At 56.1% G+C, this 17,791-nt stretch carries 18 protein-coding genes; 6 read left to right on the top strand and 12 right to left on the bottom strand.

The genetic code is table 11. The features are described 5' to 3' along the window. The first annotated feature begins 3 nt into the window (after positions 1-3). The 4 genes from ribD (at position 4) to thiL (ending at position 3,155) form a co-directional block, all read left to right on the top strand. Positions 4-1,107: a bifunctional diaminohydroxyphosphoribosylaminopyrimidine deaminase/5-amino-6-(5-phosphoribosylamino)uracil reductase RibD gene (ribD, locus tag B498_RS01140; RefSeq protein ID WP_008503336.1), complete on the top strand. Its 1,104-nt coding sequence runs from the start codon at positions 4-6 to the stop codon at positions 1,105-1,107. Between the two features lie 87 nt (positions 1,108-1,194). Continuing rightward, positions 1,195-1,665 carry a 6,7-dimethyl-8-ribityllumazine synthase gene (gene ribE / locus B498_RS01145; protein ID WP_006176874.1) on the top strand — a complete coding sequence of 157 codons (471 nt, stop codon included), beginning with the start codon at positions 1,195-1,197 and terminating at the stop codon, positions 1,663-1,665. Positions 1,666-1,686: 21 nt separating this feature from the next. Continuing rightward, positions 1,687-2,106: a transcription antitermination factor NusB gene (gene nusB / locus B498_RS01150; RefSeq protein ID WP_006809908.1), complete on the top strand. Its 420-nt coding sequence runs from the start codon at positions 1,687-1,689 to the stop codon at positions 2,104-2,106. Between the two features lie 77 nt (positions 2,107-2,183). Beyond that, positions 2,184-3,155 carry a thiamine-phosphate kinase gene (gene thiL / locus B498_RS01155; protein ID WP_008503335.1) on the top strand — a complete coding sequence of 324 codons (972 nt, stop codon included), beginning with the start codon at positions 2,184-2,186 and terminating at the stop codon, positions 3,153-3,155. Positions 3,156-3,216: 61 nt separating this feature from the next. On the opposite strand, the gene B498_RS01160 is transcribed toward thiL, so the two are convergent. The 4 genes from B498_RS01160 to xseB form a co-directional block, all read right to left on the bottom strand. Then, positions 3,217-4,191 (bottom strand): aldo/keto reductase, encoded by a 975-nt coding sequence (locus tag B498_RS01160; RefSeq protein ID WP_008503334.1) that lies wholly within the window; start codon positions 4,189-4,191, stop codon positions 3,217-3,219. 64 nt (positions 4,192-4,255) lie between these two features. Further along, positions 4,256-6,118, bottom strand: a complete 1,863-nt coding sequence (gene dxs / locus B498_RS01165; RefSeq protein ID WP_008503333.1) for a 1-deoxy-D-xylulose-5-phosphate synthase — start codon at positions 6,116-6,118, stop codon at positions 4,256-4,258. A gap of 24 nt (positions 6,119-6,142) precedes the next feature. Further along, the gene (gene ispA, locus B498_RS01170; protein ID WP_008503332.1) at positions 6,143-7,042 is read right to left on the bottom strand and encodes a (2E,6E)-farnesyl diphosphate synthase; all 900 of its coding nucleotides are present in this window, start codon (positions 7,040-7,042) and stop codon (positions 6,143-6,145) included. Continuing rightward, the gene (gene xseB / locus B498_RS01175) at positions 7,043-7,285 is read right to left on the bottom strand and encodes an exodeoxyribonuclease VII small subunit (RefSeq protein WP_008503331.1); all 243 of its coding nucleotides are present in this window, start codon (positions 7,283-7,285) and stop codon (positions 7,043-7,045) included. A 191-nt stretch (positions 7,286-7,476) separates the two neighbouring features. Here xseB and thiI point away from each other — a divergent pair, with 191 nt between their 5' ends. Further along, positions 7,477-8,925: a tRNA uracil 4-sulfurtransferase ThiI gene (gene thiI, locus B498_RS01180; protein WP_008503330.1), complete on the top strand. Its 1,449-nt coding sequence runs from the start codon at positions 7,477-7,479 to the stop codon at positions 8,923-8,925. Positions 8,926-9,018: 93 nt separating this feature from the next. On the opposite strand, the gene yajL is transcribed toward thiI, so the two are convergent. Together yajL and panE are read right to left on the bottom strand one after the other, a co-directional pair. Further along, positions 9,019-9,612, bottom strand: a complete 594-nt coding sequence (gene yajL, locus B498_RS01185) for a protein deglycase YajL (protein ID WP_008503329.1) — start codon at positions 9,610-9,612, stop codon at positions 9,019-9,021. After that, positions 9,575-10,486 carry a 2-dehydropantoate 2-reductase gene (gene panE / locus B498_RS01190; protein ID WP_008503328.1) on the bottom strand — a complete coding sequence of 304 codons (912 nt, stop codon included), beginning with the start codon at positions 10,484-10,486 and terminating at the stop codon, positions 9,575-9,577. The genes yajL and panE overlap by 38 nt, the downstream gene beginning before the upstream one ends. Positions 10,487-10,607: 121 nt before the next feature. Between panE and B498_RS01195 the strand changes: the two genes are divergently transcribed. Further along, a complete protein-coding gene (locus tag B498_RS01195) occupies positions 10,608-11,099 on the top strand; it encodes a YajQ family cyclic di-GMP-binding protein (protein WP_008503327.1) in 492 nt (163 codons plus the stop codon). Between the two features lie 31 nt (positions 11,100-11,130). On the opposite strand, the gene B498_RS01200 is transcribed toward B498_RS01195, so the two are convergent. The 6 genes from B498_RS01200 to cyoA all read right to left on the bottom strand — a co-directional run bounded on the left by B498_RS01200 (position 11,131) and on the right by cyoA (position 17,426). After that, a complete protein-coding gene (locus B498_RS01200) occupies positions 11,131-12,492 on the bottom strand; it encodes an MFS transporter (RefSeq protein WP_008503326.1) in 1,362 nt (453 codons plus the stop codon). 149 nt (positions 12,493-12,641) lie between these two features. Beyond that, entirely contained in the window at positions 12,642-13,529 is an 888-nt protein-coding gene (gene cyoE, locus B498_RS01205) for a heme o synthase (RefSeq protein ID WP_008503325.1), read from the bottom strand. A gap of 11 nt (positions 13,530-13,540) precedes the next feature. Next, complete coding sequence (locus B498_RS01210; protein WP_006176899.1) at positions 13,541-13,867, bottom strand: cytochrome o ubiquinol oxidase subunit IV; 327 nt, start codon at positions 13,865-13,867, stop codon at positions 13,541-13,543. Then, positions 13,867-14,481, bottom strand: coding sequence for a cytochrome o ubiquinol oxidase subunit III (locus B498_RS01215; protein ID WP_008503324.1), 615 nt, complete (start codon positions 14,479-14,481; stop codon positions 13,867-13,869). The genes B498_RS01210 and B498_RS01215 overlap by 1 nt, the downstream gene beginning before the upstream one ends. After that, complete coding sequence (gene cyoB, locus B498_RS01220) at positions 14,471-16,462, bottom strand: cytochrome o ubiquinol oxidase subunit I (protein WP_008503323.1); 1,992 nt, start codon at positions 16,460-16,462, stop codon at positions 14,471-14,473. The genes B498_RS01215 and cyoB overlap by 11 nt, the downstream gene beginning before the upstream one ends. A gap of 16 nt (positions 16,463-16,478) precedes the next feature. Continuing rightward, entirely contained in the window at positions 16,479-17,426 is a 948-nt protein-coding gene (cyoA, locus tag B498_RS01225; RefSeq protein ID WP_008503322.1) for a cytochrome o ubiquinol oxidase subunit II, read from the bottom strand. Between the last annotated feature and the right edge of the window lie 365 nt (positions 17,427-17,791).

The raw sequence follows: 17,791 nt of genomic DNA, 5'->3' as shown, positions 1-17,791 counted from the left end.
CTCATGCACGATGAGATGTACATGGCGCGAGCCATGAAGCTGGCGCAGCGCGGTCGTTTTACGACCCATCCCAACCCGAACGTCGGGTGCGTTATCGTTAAAGATGGCGAGATCGTGGGGGAGGGCTTTCACTATCGTGCAGGCGAGCCGCATGCTGAGGTTCATGCCCTGCGCATGGCCGGCGAGAAGGCGCGCGGTGCGACGGCCTACGTTACGCTGGAGCCCTGCAGCCATCACGGGCGTACGCCACCGTGCTGCGACGCGCTGATTGCCGCGGGGGTGTCGCGCGTGGTTGCATCGATGCAAGACCCGAATCCGCAGGTGGCGGGACGAGGTCTGTATCGTCTGCAGCAGGAAGGCATTGACGTCAGCCATGGCCTGATGATGCAGGACGCGGAAGCGCTCAACAAAGGTTTCCTGAAGCGCATGCGTACCGGGTTCCCGTATATCCAGCTTAAGCTGGGTGCCTCGCTGGACGGTCGTACGGCGATGGCAAACGGCGAGAGCCAGTGGATCACGTCGCCGCAGGCAAGGCGCGATGTGCAACGTCTGCGTGCGCAAAGCCATGCTATCCTCACCAGCAGTGAAACCGTTCTGGCTGACGATCCGGCCATGACCGTGCGCTGGGACGAGCTGAATGCCGATACCCAGGCTCTGTATCCGCAGGAGAATCTGCGTCAGCCGCTGCGTATTGTCATTGATAGCCAGAACCGCGTGACGCCGGAGCACCGCATCGTCCAGCAGCCAGGGGAAACCTGGATTGCGCGCACCAAAGAAGATACGCGCGCATGGCCGGAAGGCGTACGGAGCATTACGGTGCCGGAACATAACGGGCATCTGGATCTGGTGGTGCTGATGATGCTGCTCGGCAAGCAGCAGGTGAACAGCATCTGGGTCGAAGCGGGTCCAACGCTCGCCGGCGCGCTCTTACAGGCCGGGCTGGTGGATGAACTGCTTGTTTACGTTGCGCCTAAACTGTTGGGCAGTGACGCGCGCGGCCTGTTTGTGCTGCCCGGCCTTGAAAAACTGGCCGATGCACCACAACTCAAATTTAGCGAGATTCGTCCGGTGGGTCCGGATGTCTGCCTCCACTTAACGACAGCGTAATTGCTCCCGAAATAGGGAAGCAGTGCGCAAAGTATTATGATAAAATCCGCCCCCCTGCGGGGCCAAATGAACCCGTAAAGGAAGAGTATGAACATTATTGAAGCTGCTGTAGCTACCCCGGACGCTCGCGTCGCCATCACCATTGCGCGTTTCAACAACTTCATCAACGACAGCCTGCTGGAAGGTGCCATTGACGCCCTGAAACGTATCGGCCAGGTTAAAGATGACAACATTACCGTTGTTTGGGTTCCAGGCGCTTACGAACTGCCACTGGCGGCGGGCGCGCTGGCGAAAACCGGTAAATATGACGCGGTGATTGCGCTGGGTACCGTTATTCGTGGCGGCACTGCGCACTTCGAATACGTTGCGGGCGGTGCAAGCAACGGTCTGGCACACGTTGCGCAGGATGCTGAAATTCCTGTCGCGTTCGGCGTGCTGACCACCGAAAGTATTGAACAAGCCATCGAACGTGCTGGCACCAAAGCCGGTAACAAAGGTGCAGAAGCTGCACTGACCGCGCTTGAAATGATCAATGTATTGAAAGCCATCAAGGCCTGATTTTTTTGTAAGGGGAATTCCGTGAAACCTGCTGCTCGTCGCCGCGCCCGTGAATGTGCCGTCCAGGCACTTTACTCCTGGCAGTTGTCCCAGAACGACATCGCTGATGTTGAATACCAGTTCCTGTCAGAACAGGACGTGAAAGACGTTGACGTTCTGTACTTCCGTGAACTGCTGTCGGGAGTGGCGACTAATAGCGCGTATCTCGATGGTCTGATGAAGCCTTATCTGTCCCGTCTGCTCGAAGAGCTGGGTCAGGTAGAAAAAGCAGTGTTGCGCATTGCGCTGTTTGAGCTGTCTAAACGTGATGATGTGCCGTACAAAGTGGCCATCAACGAAGCGATCGAACTGGCGAAAACCTTCGGCGCTGAAGACAGCCATAAGTTTGTAAACGGCGTACTTGATAAAGCAGCACCTGCGATCCGTCCCCACAAAAAGTGATCCGCAAACCGGAGTTCTGCATTGCCTGACGGGCAGTGCGGCTCCGGTTTTTTCTTTTATTTGCTGAGGCATAACGTATGGCATGCGGCGAATTCTCCCTGATTGCCCGTTATTTCGACCGTGTCAGAACCTCTCGTCTTGATGTTGAAACCGGCATCGGCGATGACTGTGCACTTCTCAATATTCCCGAAAAACAGACGCTGGCAATCAGCACCGACACTTTAGTGTGCGGACGTCATTTTTTACCGGATATCGATCCTGCCGATCTGGCGTATAAGGCGCTGGCGGTCAACGTCAGCGATCTGGCGGCGATGGGGGCCGATCCCGCGTGGTTAACCCTGGCGCTGACGCTGCCTGAGGTAGACGAAGCCTGGCTTGAAGCTTTCAGCGATGCGCTGTTTGAGCAGCTTAACTACTACGATATGCAGCTGATTGGCGGTGATACCACTGCCGGGCCGCTGTCGATGACGCTGGCGATCCATGGCTATGTACCGCTTGGTCGCGCGCTGAAGCGTTCGGGTGCAAAACCCGGCGACTGGATCTACGTGACCGGTACACCGGGCGACAGCGCCGCGGGCCTGGCGATTCTTCAGGATCGCTTAACCGTGAAGAACGCTGACGATGCGGCGTATCTGGTGAAACGCCATCTGCGCCCGACGCCGCGTATTCTGCACGGTCAGGCGCTGCGCGAGCGCGCAAGCTCGGCTATCGATCTCTCTGACGGGCTGATCTCAGATCTTGGCCATATTCTGAAGGCCAGCGGTGTCGGCGCGCGCGTTGACCTGGATCTGTTCCCGCTGTCAGAGGAACTGCTTCGTCATGTTGAACCTGAACAGGCACTGCGCTGGGCGCTGTCCGGTGGTGAAGATTATGAACTGTGCTTTACCGTTCCGGAGCTGAACCGTGGAACGATCGACGTGGCGTTAGCGCATCTTGGCGCGAAATTCACCTGTATCGGGCAGATCATGCCGGAGAGTGAAGGGCTGAAGTTTGTGAAAGACGGTGCGCGGGTTACGCTGGACTGGAAAGGGTACGATCACTTCGCGTGATGTTGTACGCTCTGTATTGCCGGGTGGCGGCTCCGCCTTACCCGGCCTACAAAAGAGGGGCTTATTTAAACCCCACCACCGGATGCTGCTGATACGGCGTCTCCAGCTCGGCAACCTGTTCGGGCGTCAGCGTGATATCCACCGCGTTTAACAGTTCGTCCAACTGCTCTTCCCGGGACGTGCCGATAATGGGAGCCGCGACGCCGCGTTTACCCAGCAGCCATGCCAGCGCTACCTGGGCGCGGGTTGCGCCGGTATCGTCGGCAATGCCGGCCAGGCGTTCGGCAATCAGCGCATCGCTGGCCTCTGTTCCTTCATAGAGATTTTTTCCCACTTCATCCGAGACCAGACGGGCCGTAGTTTCGCCCCACGGACGGGTCAGACGTCCGCGCGCCAGCGGGCTCCAGGGGATGACCGCTACTCCCTCCTGGTAGCATAGCGGCAGCATCTCGCGCTCTTCTTCACGATAGATCAGATTGTAGTGATCCTGCATGGTGACAAAGCGCGCCCAGCCGTGCTGCGCCTGCAGATCCAGCGCCTGAGCGAACTGCGATGCGTGCATCGACGATGCGCCGATGTAGCGTGCTTTACCGGCTTTGACGACGTCGTTGAGCGCCTCAAGCGTCTCCTCGATCGGCGTGTTGTAATCCCAGCGGTGAATTTGCAGCAGGTCGACGTAATCCATGTTCAGGCGCCTGAGGCTGTCGTCAATGGAACGCAGGATCTGCGCGCGAGAAAGGCCCTGCGGCAGGTCTCCCACCGGGTAGTAGACCTTGGTGGCAACGACGATGTCATCCCGACGGGCAAAATCGCGCAGGGCGCGGCCGACAATCTCCTCGCTGCTGCCGTCGGAGTAGCTGTTGGCGGTGTCAAAGAAGTTAATGCCGCCCTCGATGGCGCGTTTGATGATCGGACGGCTGCTCTCTTCCGGCAGCGTCCAGGCGTGGTTCCCCCGATCGGGCTCGCCAAAGGTCATGCATCCCAGACAAAGTCGGGAAACCTTAAGGTCCGTTTTTCCTAATGTTGTGTATTGCACGGTTCCGCTCCTGCTGTTTAAACAATACGTTTAAGCATAGCAGGAGCGGAAAAGGGGGTAGGGATCAGTCCAGCCAGGCGCGGATTTTAGCTTCGATACCGGCAGCGTCCAGGCCAATCGCCGCGCGGGCTTCGTCCTGGGTACCTTGCGGGATGAAGTAATCCGGCAGGCCGAGGTTCAGCACCGGAACGGCTTTACGGTTTGCCATCAGCACCTCGTTCACGCCGCTGCCCGCACCGCCCATAATCGCGTTTTCTTCCAGCGTGACCAGCACGTCGTGCGCCTCAGCCATACTCAGGATCAGGGATTCGTCGAGCGGCTTCACAAAGCGCATATCCACGAGGGTGGCATTCAGCGTTTCAGCTACTTTCGCCGCCTCTGGCATCAGCGTGCCGAAGTTCAGGATCGCCACTTTCTCACCGCGACGTTTAACCAGACCTTTACCGATCGCCAGCTTCTCCAGCGGCTGCAGCTCAACGCCCACCGCGTTGCCGCGCGGATAGCGAACGGCGCTTGGTCCATCCTGATAGTGGTAGCCAGTAAACAGCATCTGACGACATTCGTTCTCGTCGCTTGGCGTCATGATCACCATATCCGGAATGCAGCGCAGGAACGACAGGTCAAACGCGCCCTGGTGCGTCTGGCCGTCGGCACCGACGATGCCCGCACGGTCAATGGCAAACAGCACCGGCAGCTTCTGGATCGCCACGTCGTGGATCACCTGATCGTAGGCGCGCTGCAGGAAGGTGGAATAGATAGCGACAACCGGTTTGTAGCCGCCGATCGCCAGGCCCGCTGCAAATGTCACCGCGTGCTGCTCGGCAATGGCCACGTCGAAATACTGGTCAGGGTATTTTTTAGAGAACTCTACCATGCCGGAGCCTTCGCGCATGGCCGGGGTGATCGCCATCAGCTTGTTGTCTTTTGCGGCGGTTTCGCACAGCCAGTCGCCGAAGATTTTTGAATAGCTCGGCATGCCGCCGCTGCTTTTCGGCAGACAGCCGCTGGACGGGTCAAATTTCGGTACCGCGTGGAAGGTAATCGGATCTTTTTCCGCCGGTTCGTAGCCACGCCCTTTTTTGGTCATGATGTGCAGGAACTGCGGGCCTTTCAGGTCGCGCATGTTCTTGAGCGTGGTGACCAGCCCCAGTACGTCGTGGCCGTCAACCGGGCCAATATAGTTAAAGCCCAGCTCCTCAAACAGGGTACCCGGCACGACCATGCCTTTGATGTGCTCTTCGGTACGCTTAAGCAGCTCTTTGATCGGCGGTACGCCGGAGAAGACTTTTTTACCGCCTTCACGCAGCGAGGAGTAAAGCTTGCCGGAGAGCAGCTGTGCCAGATGGTTGTTCAGCGCGCCAACGTTCTCGGAGATCGACATTTCGTTATCGTTGAGGATAACCAGCATGTCCGGCTTGATGTCGCCCGCATGGTTCATGGCTTCGAAGGCCATACCCGCGGTGATGGCACCGTCGCCAATCACGCAGACGGTGCGGCGCTGCTTGTTCTCTTTCTCGGCGGCGACGGCAATACCGATGCCCGCAGAAATGGAGGTGGAGGAATGGCCGACGCTCAGCACGTCATACTCGCTCTCACCGCGCCACGGGAACGGATGCAGGCCACCTTTCTGACGAATAGTGCCAATTTTATCGCGACGTCCGGTCAGAATTTTGTGCGGATAGGCCTGGTGGCCCACGTCCCAGATGAGCTGATCGAACGGCGTGTTATAGACGTAGTGCAGCGCCACGGTCAGCTCTACCGTGCCAAGCCCGGAGGCGAAATGGCCGCTGGAGCGGCTTACGCTGTCGAGCAGGTAGCGACGCAGCTCGTCGCACAGCTTCGGCAGGCTCTCTTTCGGCAACAGACGTAACTCCTGGGTGGAGTCAACTAACGCCAGTGTCGGGTATTTGGCAATATCAAAACTCATCAAAGGCTCATCGAGATATATAGTTTATTTATCACGCTGGATTATATAGTCCGCTAGCGCTTCCAGTGCCGAGGTATCCAGCGATTGCGCAGCCAGTTCATTCAGTGACTGGCGGGCATCGTCAATCAGATCCCGGGCTTTACGTTGGGCTTGCTCAAGACCCAGCAGGGCGGGGTAGGTACTTTTGCCAAGCTGCTGGTCCGCACCCTGACGTTTACCCAATGTTGCAGTATCGCCCACCACATCCAGAATGTCATCCTGAACCTGGAATGCCAGACCGATACTTTCTGCGTATCTGTCCAGAATCGGCAGGGCTTTGCGCCCTTGCTCACCCGCGCTCAGCGCGCCCAGGCGAACGGCGGAACGAATCAATGCCCCGGTTTTATGGCGATGAATACGCTCCAGCTGTTCCAGATTAACCTGACGTCCTTCCGCTTCAAGATCCAGCGCCTGACCGCCGCACATGCCGGCCACGCCGCTGGCCATGGCCAGTTCGGAAATCATTGCCAGACGGTCACGGTCAGCCACTTCGGCCATTGGCGCGTCGCTCAGAATCGAGAACGCCAGCGTCTGCAGGGCATCACCCGCCAGAATGGCATTCGCCTCGCCAAACTTGATGTGGCAGGTAGGTTGACCCCGACGCAAATCGTCGTCGTCCATCGCCGGGAGATCGTCGTGGATCAGCGAGTAGGCATGGATGCACTCAACGGCGGCTGCCGGGGCGTCCAGCGTGTTATCGCTGATGCCAAACATGTTGCCGGTGGCGTACACCAGGAACGGGCGCAGGCGCTTTCCACCCAAGAGTGCGCCATAGTGCATGGCTTCAACCAGAGGAGTGTTCTGAAAAGGCTGTGGCGCAATAAATCGGCGCAGGGCGTCGTTGGCACGCACGACGCGCGCCTGAAGCTCGTTGGCAAAATCCATTTACTCGGCGTCCGGTGTGAAAGGCGTAGTTTTCGCGTCTTCGCTATCGGAAAGCAGGATCTGCACGCGCTGCTCGGCCTGCTGCAGTTTGACCTGCCCCTGGCGCGCCAGCTGCACGCCGCGCTCGAATTCGTTGAGCGCCTCTTCCAGCGGGAGATCGCCGCTCTCAAGGCGGGTAACGATTTGCTCCAGTTCACTCAGCGCAGTTTCGAAACTGGCCGGTGCGTCGTTCTTCTTCGGCATAGTGAATTGACTCTTATATTCTCAGCCCCGACATGGTAACGGACTCAGGGCAATTATCAAATAACGCGCAATGTGCACAGGAGCGGCGCGATGGTGGTATACTTGCGCGCCTGGATGCAGCCACGGGTGTGGGCTGCTGTACTCTTTTCCATTACAAGCCTTAATACGCTTGCCTAAGAAACATTGCCGCCATGAAGTTTATCATTAAATTGTTCCCTGAAATCACCATCAAAAGCCAATCTGTGCGTTTGCGCTTTATTAAAATTCTCACCGGGAACATTCGTAACGTTTTAAAGCACTACGACGAAACCCTCGCCGTGGTGCGCCACTGGGACCACGTTGAGGTCCGTGCAAAAGACGAAAACAAACGTCAGGATATTCGCGACGCGCTGACCCGTATTCCGGGGATCCACCATATTCTGGAAGTGGAAGATGTCCCGTTCAGCGATATGCACGACATCTTCGAAAAAGCGCTGGTTCAGTACCGCGATCAGATCGAAGGCAAAACCTTTTGCGTGCGCGTGAAGCGTCGCGGTAAGCACGAATTCAGCTCCATTGAAGTGGAACGTTACGTTGGCGGCGGTTTGAACCAGCACGTTGAGACGGCGCGCGTGCGTCTGACCAACCCGGACGTGACCGTTAATCTGGAGATCGAAAACGACCGCCTGCTGTTGGTGAAAGGCCGCTATGAAGGTATCGGCGGCTTCCCGATCGGGACTCAGGAGGATGTTCTGTCCCTGATCTCCGGCGGCTTCGACTCCGGCGTGTCCAGCTATATGCTGATGCGCCGCGGCTGCCGCGTACACTACTGCTTCTTCAACCTGGGCGGCGCGGCGCACGAAATCGGCGTTCGTCAGGTGGCGCATTACCTGTGGAACCGCTTCGGCAGCTCCCACCGCGTGCGTTTCGTGGCAATCAATTTCGAACCGGTGGTCGGCGAGATTCTGGAGAAAGTGGACGACGGCCAGATGGGCGTTGTCCTCAAGCGTATGATGGTGCGTGCGGCATCCAAAGTGGCTGAACGCTACGGCGTGCAGGCGCTGGTCACCGGTGAAGCGCTGGGGCAGGTCTCCAGCCAGACGCTGACCAACCTGCGCCTGATCGACAACGTGTCTGATACCCTAATCCTGCGTCCGCTGATCTCCCATGATAAAGAGCACATCATCGATCTGGCGCGCGAAATCGGTACCGAAGATTTTGCCCGCACCATGCCGGAATACTGTGGCGTGATCTCAAAAAGCCCGACCGTCAAAGCGGTGAAGGCGAAGATCGAAGCGGAAGAAGAGAACTTCGATTTCAGCATTCTGGATAAAGTGGTGGAAGAAGCGTCCAACATTGATATCCGCGAGATCGCCCAGCAGACCGAGCAGGAAGTGGTAGAAGTGGAGACCGTGAGCGGTTTCGGCGCGAACGACGCGATTCTGGATATCCGCTCTATTGACGAGCAGGATGACAAGCCGCTGCAGGTTGACGGCGTCGAAGTGGTTTCTCTGCCGTTCTACAAGCTGAGCACGAAGTTTGGCGACCTCGACCAGAGCAAAACGTACCTGCTGTGGTGTGAGCGCGGGGTGATGAGTCGCCTGCAGGCGCTGTATCTGCGCGAGCAGGGCTTTGCCAATGTGAAGGTGTATCGTCCGTAGTTTCTCGCCCGGTGGCGCTTCGCTTACCGGGCCTACGGTACCGTGCATTTGTAGGCCGGGTAAGGCGTAGCCGCCACCCGGCTTTTTTATGCACTACTCTTCATAGTAATTATAAATCCCCGCAGGCATCACCAGCGATGACGCCACTTCGTACGCCTTTTCGCGCCCGACCAGCAGGTCGATAATCTTTAAGCCAAAATCAATAGCGGTGCCCGGGCCCTGGCTGGTCAGCAGGTTGACGCGGGGATCCCAGACGACGCGCTTGTCCACCCATTGATCTTCCGGAATGGTGTCTTTCAGCCCCGGGAAGCCGGTCATGTTGCCAATGGGGAAGATATCGTGTGGAACCAGAACCGTTCCGGCGGCGGCACAAATGGCGGCGACGATGCGGCCGGATAAATGGAACTGACGCACGGTCTCAACCAGCAGCGGGCTGTCACGAAAACATTCTGCGCCCTTCAGCCCGCCGGGCAGCACGATGATGTCGTAATCTCCGTCAGCCACCTGTACCAACGGTGCATCTGCAAGGATTTTCACCCCGCGTGAACAGGTGATTGCCAGATTACCGTCGCTGGCGACGCTGGCGGTGGTGACCTTAATGCCGCCGCGCACCATCAGATCAATGGTGGTGACCGCTTCCATCTCTTCGCTACCAGGGGCGAGGCAGATCAGTGCCGACGCGCTCATATTCACTCTCCTTGCGTTTAACCAGGTCATACAGACGGGCGTTTTCCGGCACCGCGATGCCGTGCGCGCGGGCGCGTTTTAGCAGATAGCCGGTGATGTAGTCGATCTCCGTGTGGCGTAATGCCCGAACGTCCTGCAGCATCGAGGAGATGTTCTCAGCTGTACTCTCAATAACCTGCTCGACATAACAGCGTAAATCGTCTGCCGAGGTATGCAGCCCTTCCCGCTCAACGACCGCCGCGACTTCTGCACACAGGGATGCCACCTCTTGCGGATGGTTTTTCAGTTCACCGTTCGGGCAGTTCCACAGCGCCGTCAGCGGGTTGATCACACAGTTAACGGCCAGCTTGCGCCAGAGTTGAGGGCGAATGTGGTTATGCCAGGCCACGTCCGGGAGCACCTTCTGCAGCACATCGGCAAGATAGCTGTAGTCCCCATCCTGCGTTCTGGCAGGCCCGATGTGCGTCACGCCGCTGGCGACATGCACGATGATGTTGCCGTCGCGGCGCGCAGCGTGGGTGGTCGTGGCCATCAGCAGGGGCTGCGGAACGCTTTTCAGCTCATCCAGGGTTCCCATGCCGTTATGCAGCAGCAGTATGGGCGAAGTGGGGGGGAGCTGCGCGGCCAGCGTTTTTACCGCGTCTGAGACCTGCCAGGCTTTAAGCGTCACCAGTAAAAGGTCGCTTTGCGCCAGGAAATCAGGATCGTTCGCGGTGAGGGATTCGTTAAAGATGCTTCCGTCTTCACCAATCAGGTTTACACTGCAATAAGGCTGGGGCACGCGCAGCCAGCCCTGAACCTCATGTCCGTGCTTGCACAGTGCGGTCAGCCACAGCTGACCAAGCGCTCCGCATCCGAGCACCGTAATTTTCATTGTTCCTCCTCACCTGCAACTGCGCCAGGTGTTACAGCTTAATTATACAGCTAAGCTTCTGTTGAGTTATGCCTCGTAGCGGGTATTATGCAACGCAACAAAAGTGAAGGGAGAAGAAAAGATGCCATCTTTCGATATTGTTTCCGAAGTTGATATCCAGGAAGTTCGCAACGGCGTTGAGAACGCAACCCGCGAAGTTGAGTCACGTTTCGATTTTCGTGGCGTTGAGGCGTCGTTTGAGCTGAACGATGCAAATAAGACCATTAAGGTGCTGAGCGAGTCTGATTTCCAGGTGAATCAGCTGCTCGACATTCTGCGCGCCAAGCTGTTGAAGCGCGGCATCGAAGGGACCTCACTGGACGTGCCGGAAGAGTTCGTCCACAGCGGCAAAACGTGGTTTGTTGAAGCGAAGCTGAAGCAGGGCATCGAGAGCGCGGTGCAGAAGAAGATTGTGAAGCTCATCAAAGACAGCAAGCTGAAGGTGCAGGCGCAGATCCAGGGCGAAGAGATTCGCGTGACCGGTAAGTCCCGCGATGACCTCCAGTCGGTGATGGCGCTGGTGCGCGGCGGCGATCTGGGGCAGCCGTTCCAGTTTAAAAACTTCCGCGATTAATATAAAAAGCCCGGTTTACCCGGGCTTTTTTTCACGCTTTCAGCGCCTGCTCGACCTCAAAGCGATTGGTCACCTTGCTGTCAATTTTGACATAAGCGCTGCGCTCTTCGGGAACAATCAGCACCTCCGTGACCCCTTCTTTTGCTTCCAGACGCTGTTTCAGCGCGTCGCTAATCTCCACATCATCCGGGATTTCTACGCGCAGGCTGCTCACGTAGCGCGGCTCTTTCATGGTGCCGGCGACCAGCAGCCAGACTGTCGCCAGCAGCGCGCCCGCGAGAAACACGGTTTGCGAATCAAACAGGCCGTCCACCCAGCCGCCAAGCGAGCCGCCGATCGCCACGCCGAGGAACTGGCTGGTGGAGTAAATGCCCATCGCCGTGCCTTTGTAACCGGCGGGGGACTCTTTGCTGATCAGCGACGGCAGCAGGGCTTCCATCAGGTTAAACGCCAGGAAGAACAGCTGTACCCCGGCGATCAGTTCCCAGAAGTGCGGGCCGGCGCCCCAGAGCACGATCTCGGCAATCAGCAGGAGCGCCACGCAGCCCACGAAGACGCGCTTCATTTTGCGCTTCACTTCGGCGTAGATGATGAACGGCACGACGGAGACAAACGAAATCAACATCGTGACCAGATAGATTTTCCAGTGCTCAGCCGCCGGGAAACCCGCTGCGGCAAGCTGGCCGGGAAGGGCGACAAAGGTCGACATCAGCAGAATGTGCAGGCACATAATGCCAAAATTCAGCTTAAGCAGGCGCGGCTCGACAATCACTTTGCTGAAGCAGCCTTTTACCATGCCGGATTCACGGTTCAGAACGTGGTTTTTGCTGTCCGGCACCACCCACAGGGTTAAGGCAATGCCGAGGGTCGCCAGCACGGCAATCATCCAGAACAGGGCGTGCAGGCCGAGCGCATGGGTGATTATCGGGCCCAGCACCATCGCAATCGCAAACGTCACGCCAAAGCTGACGCCGATAAAGGCCATGGCTTTGGTGCGGTTCTGCTCGCGAGTTAAGTCTGACAGCAGCGCCATCACCGCGGCGGCAATCGCGCCGGAGCCCTGCAGGGCGCGGCCAAGAATAATCCCCCAGATGGAGTGGGAGAGGGCGGCAATGACGCTTCCGAGCACAAAGACCAGCAGCCCGCCGACAATCAGCGGTTTGCGGCCCACCCGGTCAGAGAGCAGGCCAAACGGGATCTGGAACACCGCCTGCGCCAGACCATAAATGCCAATGGCGAGGCCAATCAGCGCCTCGCTGGCCCCCTGTAGCGCCATACCGTACGTGGTCAGAACAGGCAGGACCATAAACATGCCAAGCATCCGTAGCGAGAAGACAGTCCCTAAGCCCCAGGTCGCGCGTAGCTCGCCTGGCGTCATTTTATAATCGTTCATTACCACCTCAGTTCAAAAGCAGGCCATAGTGTAGTGCGGGGAAGGGGCGGGGTAAATAAAGGGTTATTTAACAAATATTACATGCGTTATTAATGGATTTTATGAATAAAAAAGGGTGCCGAAGCACCCCTTTATTTACCTGTTGTGGCTTACCAGACGTAAGTCAGCAGGTTATGTGAATCTGGCACCATGAAGTCCACGGACATCATCACGGACAGCGAGGTGATGGCCACAATCGAGAACACAAACAGCTTGCGCGCCCAGACTTTGTCATCTTCCACTTTGTAACCGCGCAGCGCCATGCCGAGCCACCAGACGCTCACCGCAGCCGCTACCGCCAGATATTTGTATCCGGCGTAACCACCCAGAGAGAGCATCAGCGTTGCCACGGCAAAGGCGATGATGTACAGCGTGATGTGGTTCTTGGCAACGGAGATGCCCTTCACGACCGGCAGAACCGGGATGTTCGCTGCCTGATAATCCTTAAAGCGGAAAATCGCGATGGCATAGGAGTGCGGCATCTGCCACAGGCTAAAGATAGCCAGCAGGATCAGCGCACCGCTGTCGAACTCGTTCGTGACCGCGCAGTAGCCAATCACCGGCGGCGCAGCGCCGGAGAGAGAACCAATCAGCGTGCCGTAGACGGAGTGACGTTTCATATACAGGCTATAGATGCCCACATACACCACGAACCCCATCACCCCCAGCCAGCAGGCCAGCGGGTTAGCACCAAACCACAGCAGCATAAAGCCAGCAATACCCAGCAAGGTGGCGTACACCAGCGAGACGGAAGGGGCGATCAGGCCTTTCACCAGCACCCGATTTTTGGTCCTTTCCATCTTCTTGTCGATATCCATGTCGATGTAGTTGTTAAATACACAACCGGACGCAACAACCAGTGACACACCGACCAGCGTGTAGATAAAGAGGGCGTAATCAATGCTGCCCTTAGAGGCCAGCAGGAACCCTCCGATCACGGAGATCAGGTTGCCAAAGATGATGCCTGGTTTCGTTACTTGCAGGTATTGCTTAAACATACTCGCCGCTCTTAGTGAACCATCATGTTGTAGTTGAGGTTCCACATAATCCAGATGGAACCGACTACCAGGATAGCGATGATAATCACGGTAAAGATAAAGGCGGTCATGTTCCAGCCTTCATCGGACTTGGTGTTCATGTGCAGGAAGCAAACCAGATGCACCAGAATCTGAATCACCGCGGTCACCAGGATTGCACCCAGGATAACCGGCTTAGACGCAGAACCGCTCATCACCATCCAGAACGGGATCACCGTCAGGATGATCGACAGGATGAAACCTGTCATGTAGGTTTTTACGCTGCCGTGGGAAGCGCCATGATCGTTAGAATGACTCATTACATCGCCCCCATCAGATAGACAACAGAGAACACACAGATCCACACCACGTCCAGGAAGTGCCAGAACAGGCTCAGGCACAGGATACGGGTACGGTTAGTACTGGTCAGGCCGCGACGGGAGATCTGGAACATCAGGACTGCCATCCAGATCAAACCGGAGGTCACGTGCAGACCGTGGGTGCCAACCAGCGCGAAGAACGCGGACAGGAAGCCACTGCGATCCGGGCCGAAGCCTTCCATGATCAGGTGATGGAATTCATAGATTTCCATCCCGATAAATCCAGCACCAAACAGCCAGGTCAACGCCAGCCAGGAGACAACCTGGCTCTTGTTGTTTTTGTACATGGCGATAGCCGCCATGCCGTAGGTGATGGAGCTGAATAACAGCAGTGCGGTTTCAACCAGAACGAACGGCAGTTCAAAGATGTCCTTGCCGGTCGGGCCGCCCGCTGTGCCGTTCACCAGAACGGCATAGGTCGCGAACAGACAGCAGAACAGAATGCAGTCGCTCATCAGGTAGATCCAGAAACCGAAGACTTTGGTCGGTCCTGTATCGTGGTGCGCATGTTCATGCGCGTGGGCAGTTGAGTGCGCCAGAGTATCAGTTGCCATTTTTCAGCCCCGCTTTAGAAATCTCGTCGAAATGCTGATTTTCCAGCTTTTCAACTTCACGGACTGGTACGTAGTAGTCCACGTCCTCGTCAAAGCTCTTCACAATCCAGCTGATTACGATGCCAGCAAAGCCAACAATCGCCATCCACCAGATGTGCCAGATCATTGCGAAACCAAATACCGTTGCGAAGGCGGCAATCACGATGCCCGCACCGCTGTTTTTCGGCATATGGATCTCTTCGTAATGAGCAGGTTGCTTGTACGCTTCACCTTTTTCTTTCATTTCCCAGAATGCGTCGCGTTCATGAACCTGAGGCACGATGGCAAAGTTATAGAAAGGCGGTGGAGAAGAGGTCGCCCACTCCAGCGTACGGCCACCCCATGGGTCACCGGTCAGGTCACGGTTCTGGTCGCGGTCGCGAATAGACACGTAGAACTGAATCAGCTGAGACGCGATACCACAGGCAATCAGCACGGCACCGCCCGCTGCAACCATCAGCATTGGGTGGAACTGCGGATCGATCTGCTGGCTCAGACGACGGGTCATACCCATGAAGCCCAGCACGTACAGCGGCATAAAGGCCACGAAGAAGCCGATGATCCAGAACCAGAACGCGCGTTTACCCCATTTTTCGTTCAGCGTGAAGCCGAACGCTTTTGGCCACCAGTAGGTTACGCCAGCGAAGCAGCCGAAGACCACGCCACCGATGATAACGTTATGGAAGTGCGCAATCAGGAACAGACTGTTGTGCAGAACGAAGTCAGCACCCGGTACCGCCAGCAGTACGCCGGTCATCCCACCTACGGAGAAGGTCACGATGAAACCGATGGTCCACAGCATTGCTGAGTGGAACACGATACGGCCCTGATACATGGTGAACAGCCAGTTGAAGATCTTCACCCCGGTCGGGATGGCGATAATCATGGTGGTAATACCGAAGAAGGCGTTTACGTTCGCGCCCGCACCCATGGTGAAGAAGTGGTGCAGCCAAACGATGAACGACAGAACGGTAATACACACGGTTGCCCACACCAGAGAGGTGTAACCAAACAGACGTTTACGCGAGAAGGTTGCCGCGATTTCGGAGAACACACCGAATACAGGCAGAACCAGGATGTACACTTCCGGGTGACCCCATGCCCAAATCAGGTTGATGTACATCATCATGTTGCCACCCATATCGTTCGTGAAGAAATGGGTGCCCAGATAGCGGTCCAGGGTCAGCAGCGCGATGGTAACAGTCAGAATTGGGAAGGACGCAATAATCAGGATGTTGGCGCACAGAGATGCCCAGGTAAATACCGGCATCTTGAACATGGTCATGCCAGGGGCACGCATCTTGATAATGGTCACGAAGAAGTTGATACCGGTCAGGGTCGTACCGACACCGGAGAGCTGAAGCGCCCAAATCCAGTAGTCGACGCCAACGCCCGGGCTGTACTCAATTCCTGACAGCGGTGGGTAAGCCAGCCAGCCGGTCTGCGCGAATTCGCCCACACCCAGTGACAGGTTAACCAGAATAACGCCGACAACGGTGAACCAGAAGCTCAGGTTGTTCAGGAACGGGAACGCAACGTCGCGCGCGCCGATTTGCAGCGGAACGACCACGTTCATCAGACCGATAACCAGCGGCATCGCCACGAAGAAGATCATGATAACGCCGTGGGCGGTAAAGATCTGATCGTAGTGGTGCGGTGGCAGGAAGCCGGCTTCACCCGCAGACGCGAGCGCCTGCTGGCTACGCATCATGATCGCATCCGCAAAGCCACGAATTAACATGACGATACCGACGATGCAGTACATGATACCGAGTTTTTTGTGGTCAACCGAAGTCAGCCACTCATTCCACAGGTAGCTCCACTTACCGAAGTAAGTGATCAGGCCAACTAAGGCCGCGCCACCGATGATAATAGCAGCCACCGTAACCATGATAATCGGTTCATGGTAGGGCACTGCATCCAGTGTCAATTTTCCGAACATTTTCTTCCTCGGCCCCTTAGTGAGCGGTTTCCGCGTGGCTCATGTCCATGCCTTCCATACCTTCGTGCGCGCTGTGCTCGCCTTCTGGCTGGGTCATGTCCATGCTCTTGCCGTGATCCATAAATTTGCCAATAACGTCTTTGAACAAATCAGGCTTCACGTTAGAGAAGTACTCCACCTTGTTGTATTCGCTAGGTGCAGCCACTTTTTCGAACGCCGCCATGTCAGACATGGTGTTTGGAGACTGTTTCGCTTTTTCAACCCACTGGTCGAAAGCGGCACGGTCTGGCGTTGCAATAGCTTTGAACTTCATACCTGAGAAGCCCGGGCCGCTATAGCTGGCGGAGATACCATCGTAGGTGCCTGCTTCATTCGCGATCAGATGCAGGTTAGTCTGCATACCGGCCATCGCGTAAATCTGGCTACCCAGACGCGGGATGAAGAAGGAGTTCATTACGGAGTTGGAGGTCACTTTGAACTGAACCGGAGTGTTCGCCGGGAAGGCGATTTCATTCACGGTAGCAATGCCCTGCTCTGGATAGATGAAGAACCATTTCCAGTCCATGGAGACCACTTCAATGGTAATTGGTTTTTCATCGTGAACCAGCGGCTTGCTTGGCTCAAGTGCGTGAGTGGTTTTCCAGGTCAGTACGGCAAGGAACAGGATGATCAGGATAGGTACCGTCCAGACCACAGCTTCCACTTTGTTGGAGTGTGACCAATTCGGGCTATACTTCGCATCTTTATTGCTCGCACGATACTTCCAGGCGAAACCAACAGCCATCAAAATGGCTGGAATAACCACAATCAACATCAGGCCAAAAGCCGTCAATATCAGTGAACGTTGTTCCAGTCCAATCTGTCCTTTGGGGTCTAGTAGTGCAGAATCACAGCCACTGAGTAATACAGTGCCTGCGAATAATGACAACCATCCCAAACTTTTATTGTATTTCCTGAGTCTCATTTAACGACCTCAATTCCACGGGAGTCTGGTGGCGTTTAAAGTGTGCGGGCATTTTACGGGAAGGTTACATTACTGTAAACATCATTAGGCCTGTGTCAGGAAGGTGTTACCGGGTTCTGCCGCACGTGTCACAAGTGTTGCAAATTATGTCGGTTTTTATGACCGAAGCCGCATGAGATGGGCTTTATAACGAAAGGACCCCCAAGCATACCTTAAAAGGGACAATTGGTATAACCATTGTTAAAAATAAACAAAAAATTAACAATTAATTATCAATAAAAAGACATCTAAAAAACGAAAAATCAAACTATCGCATGCTGAATCGTTTAATGAAAAATAGCGTTTTGGAACCAGAGCCAATAATT

This window comes from Enterobacter sp. SST3, from assembly GCF_000286655.1.
In the GTDB taxonomy this organism is placed as follows: domain Bacteria; phylum Pseudomonadota; class Gammaproteobacteria; order Enterobacterales; family Enterobacteriaceae; genus Enterobacter; species Enterobacter roggenkampii.
Note: the sequence above shows the minus strand (reverse complement) of the source record. Positions and strands in the feature narration are given on the sequence as shown.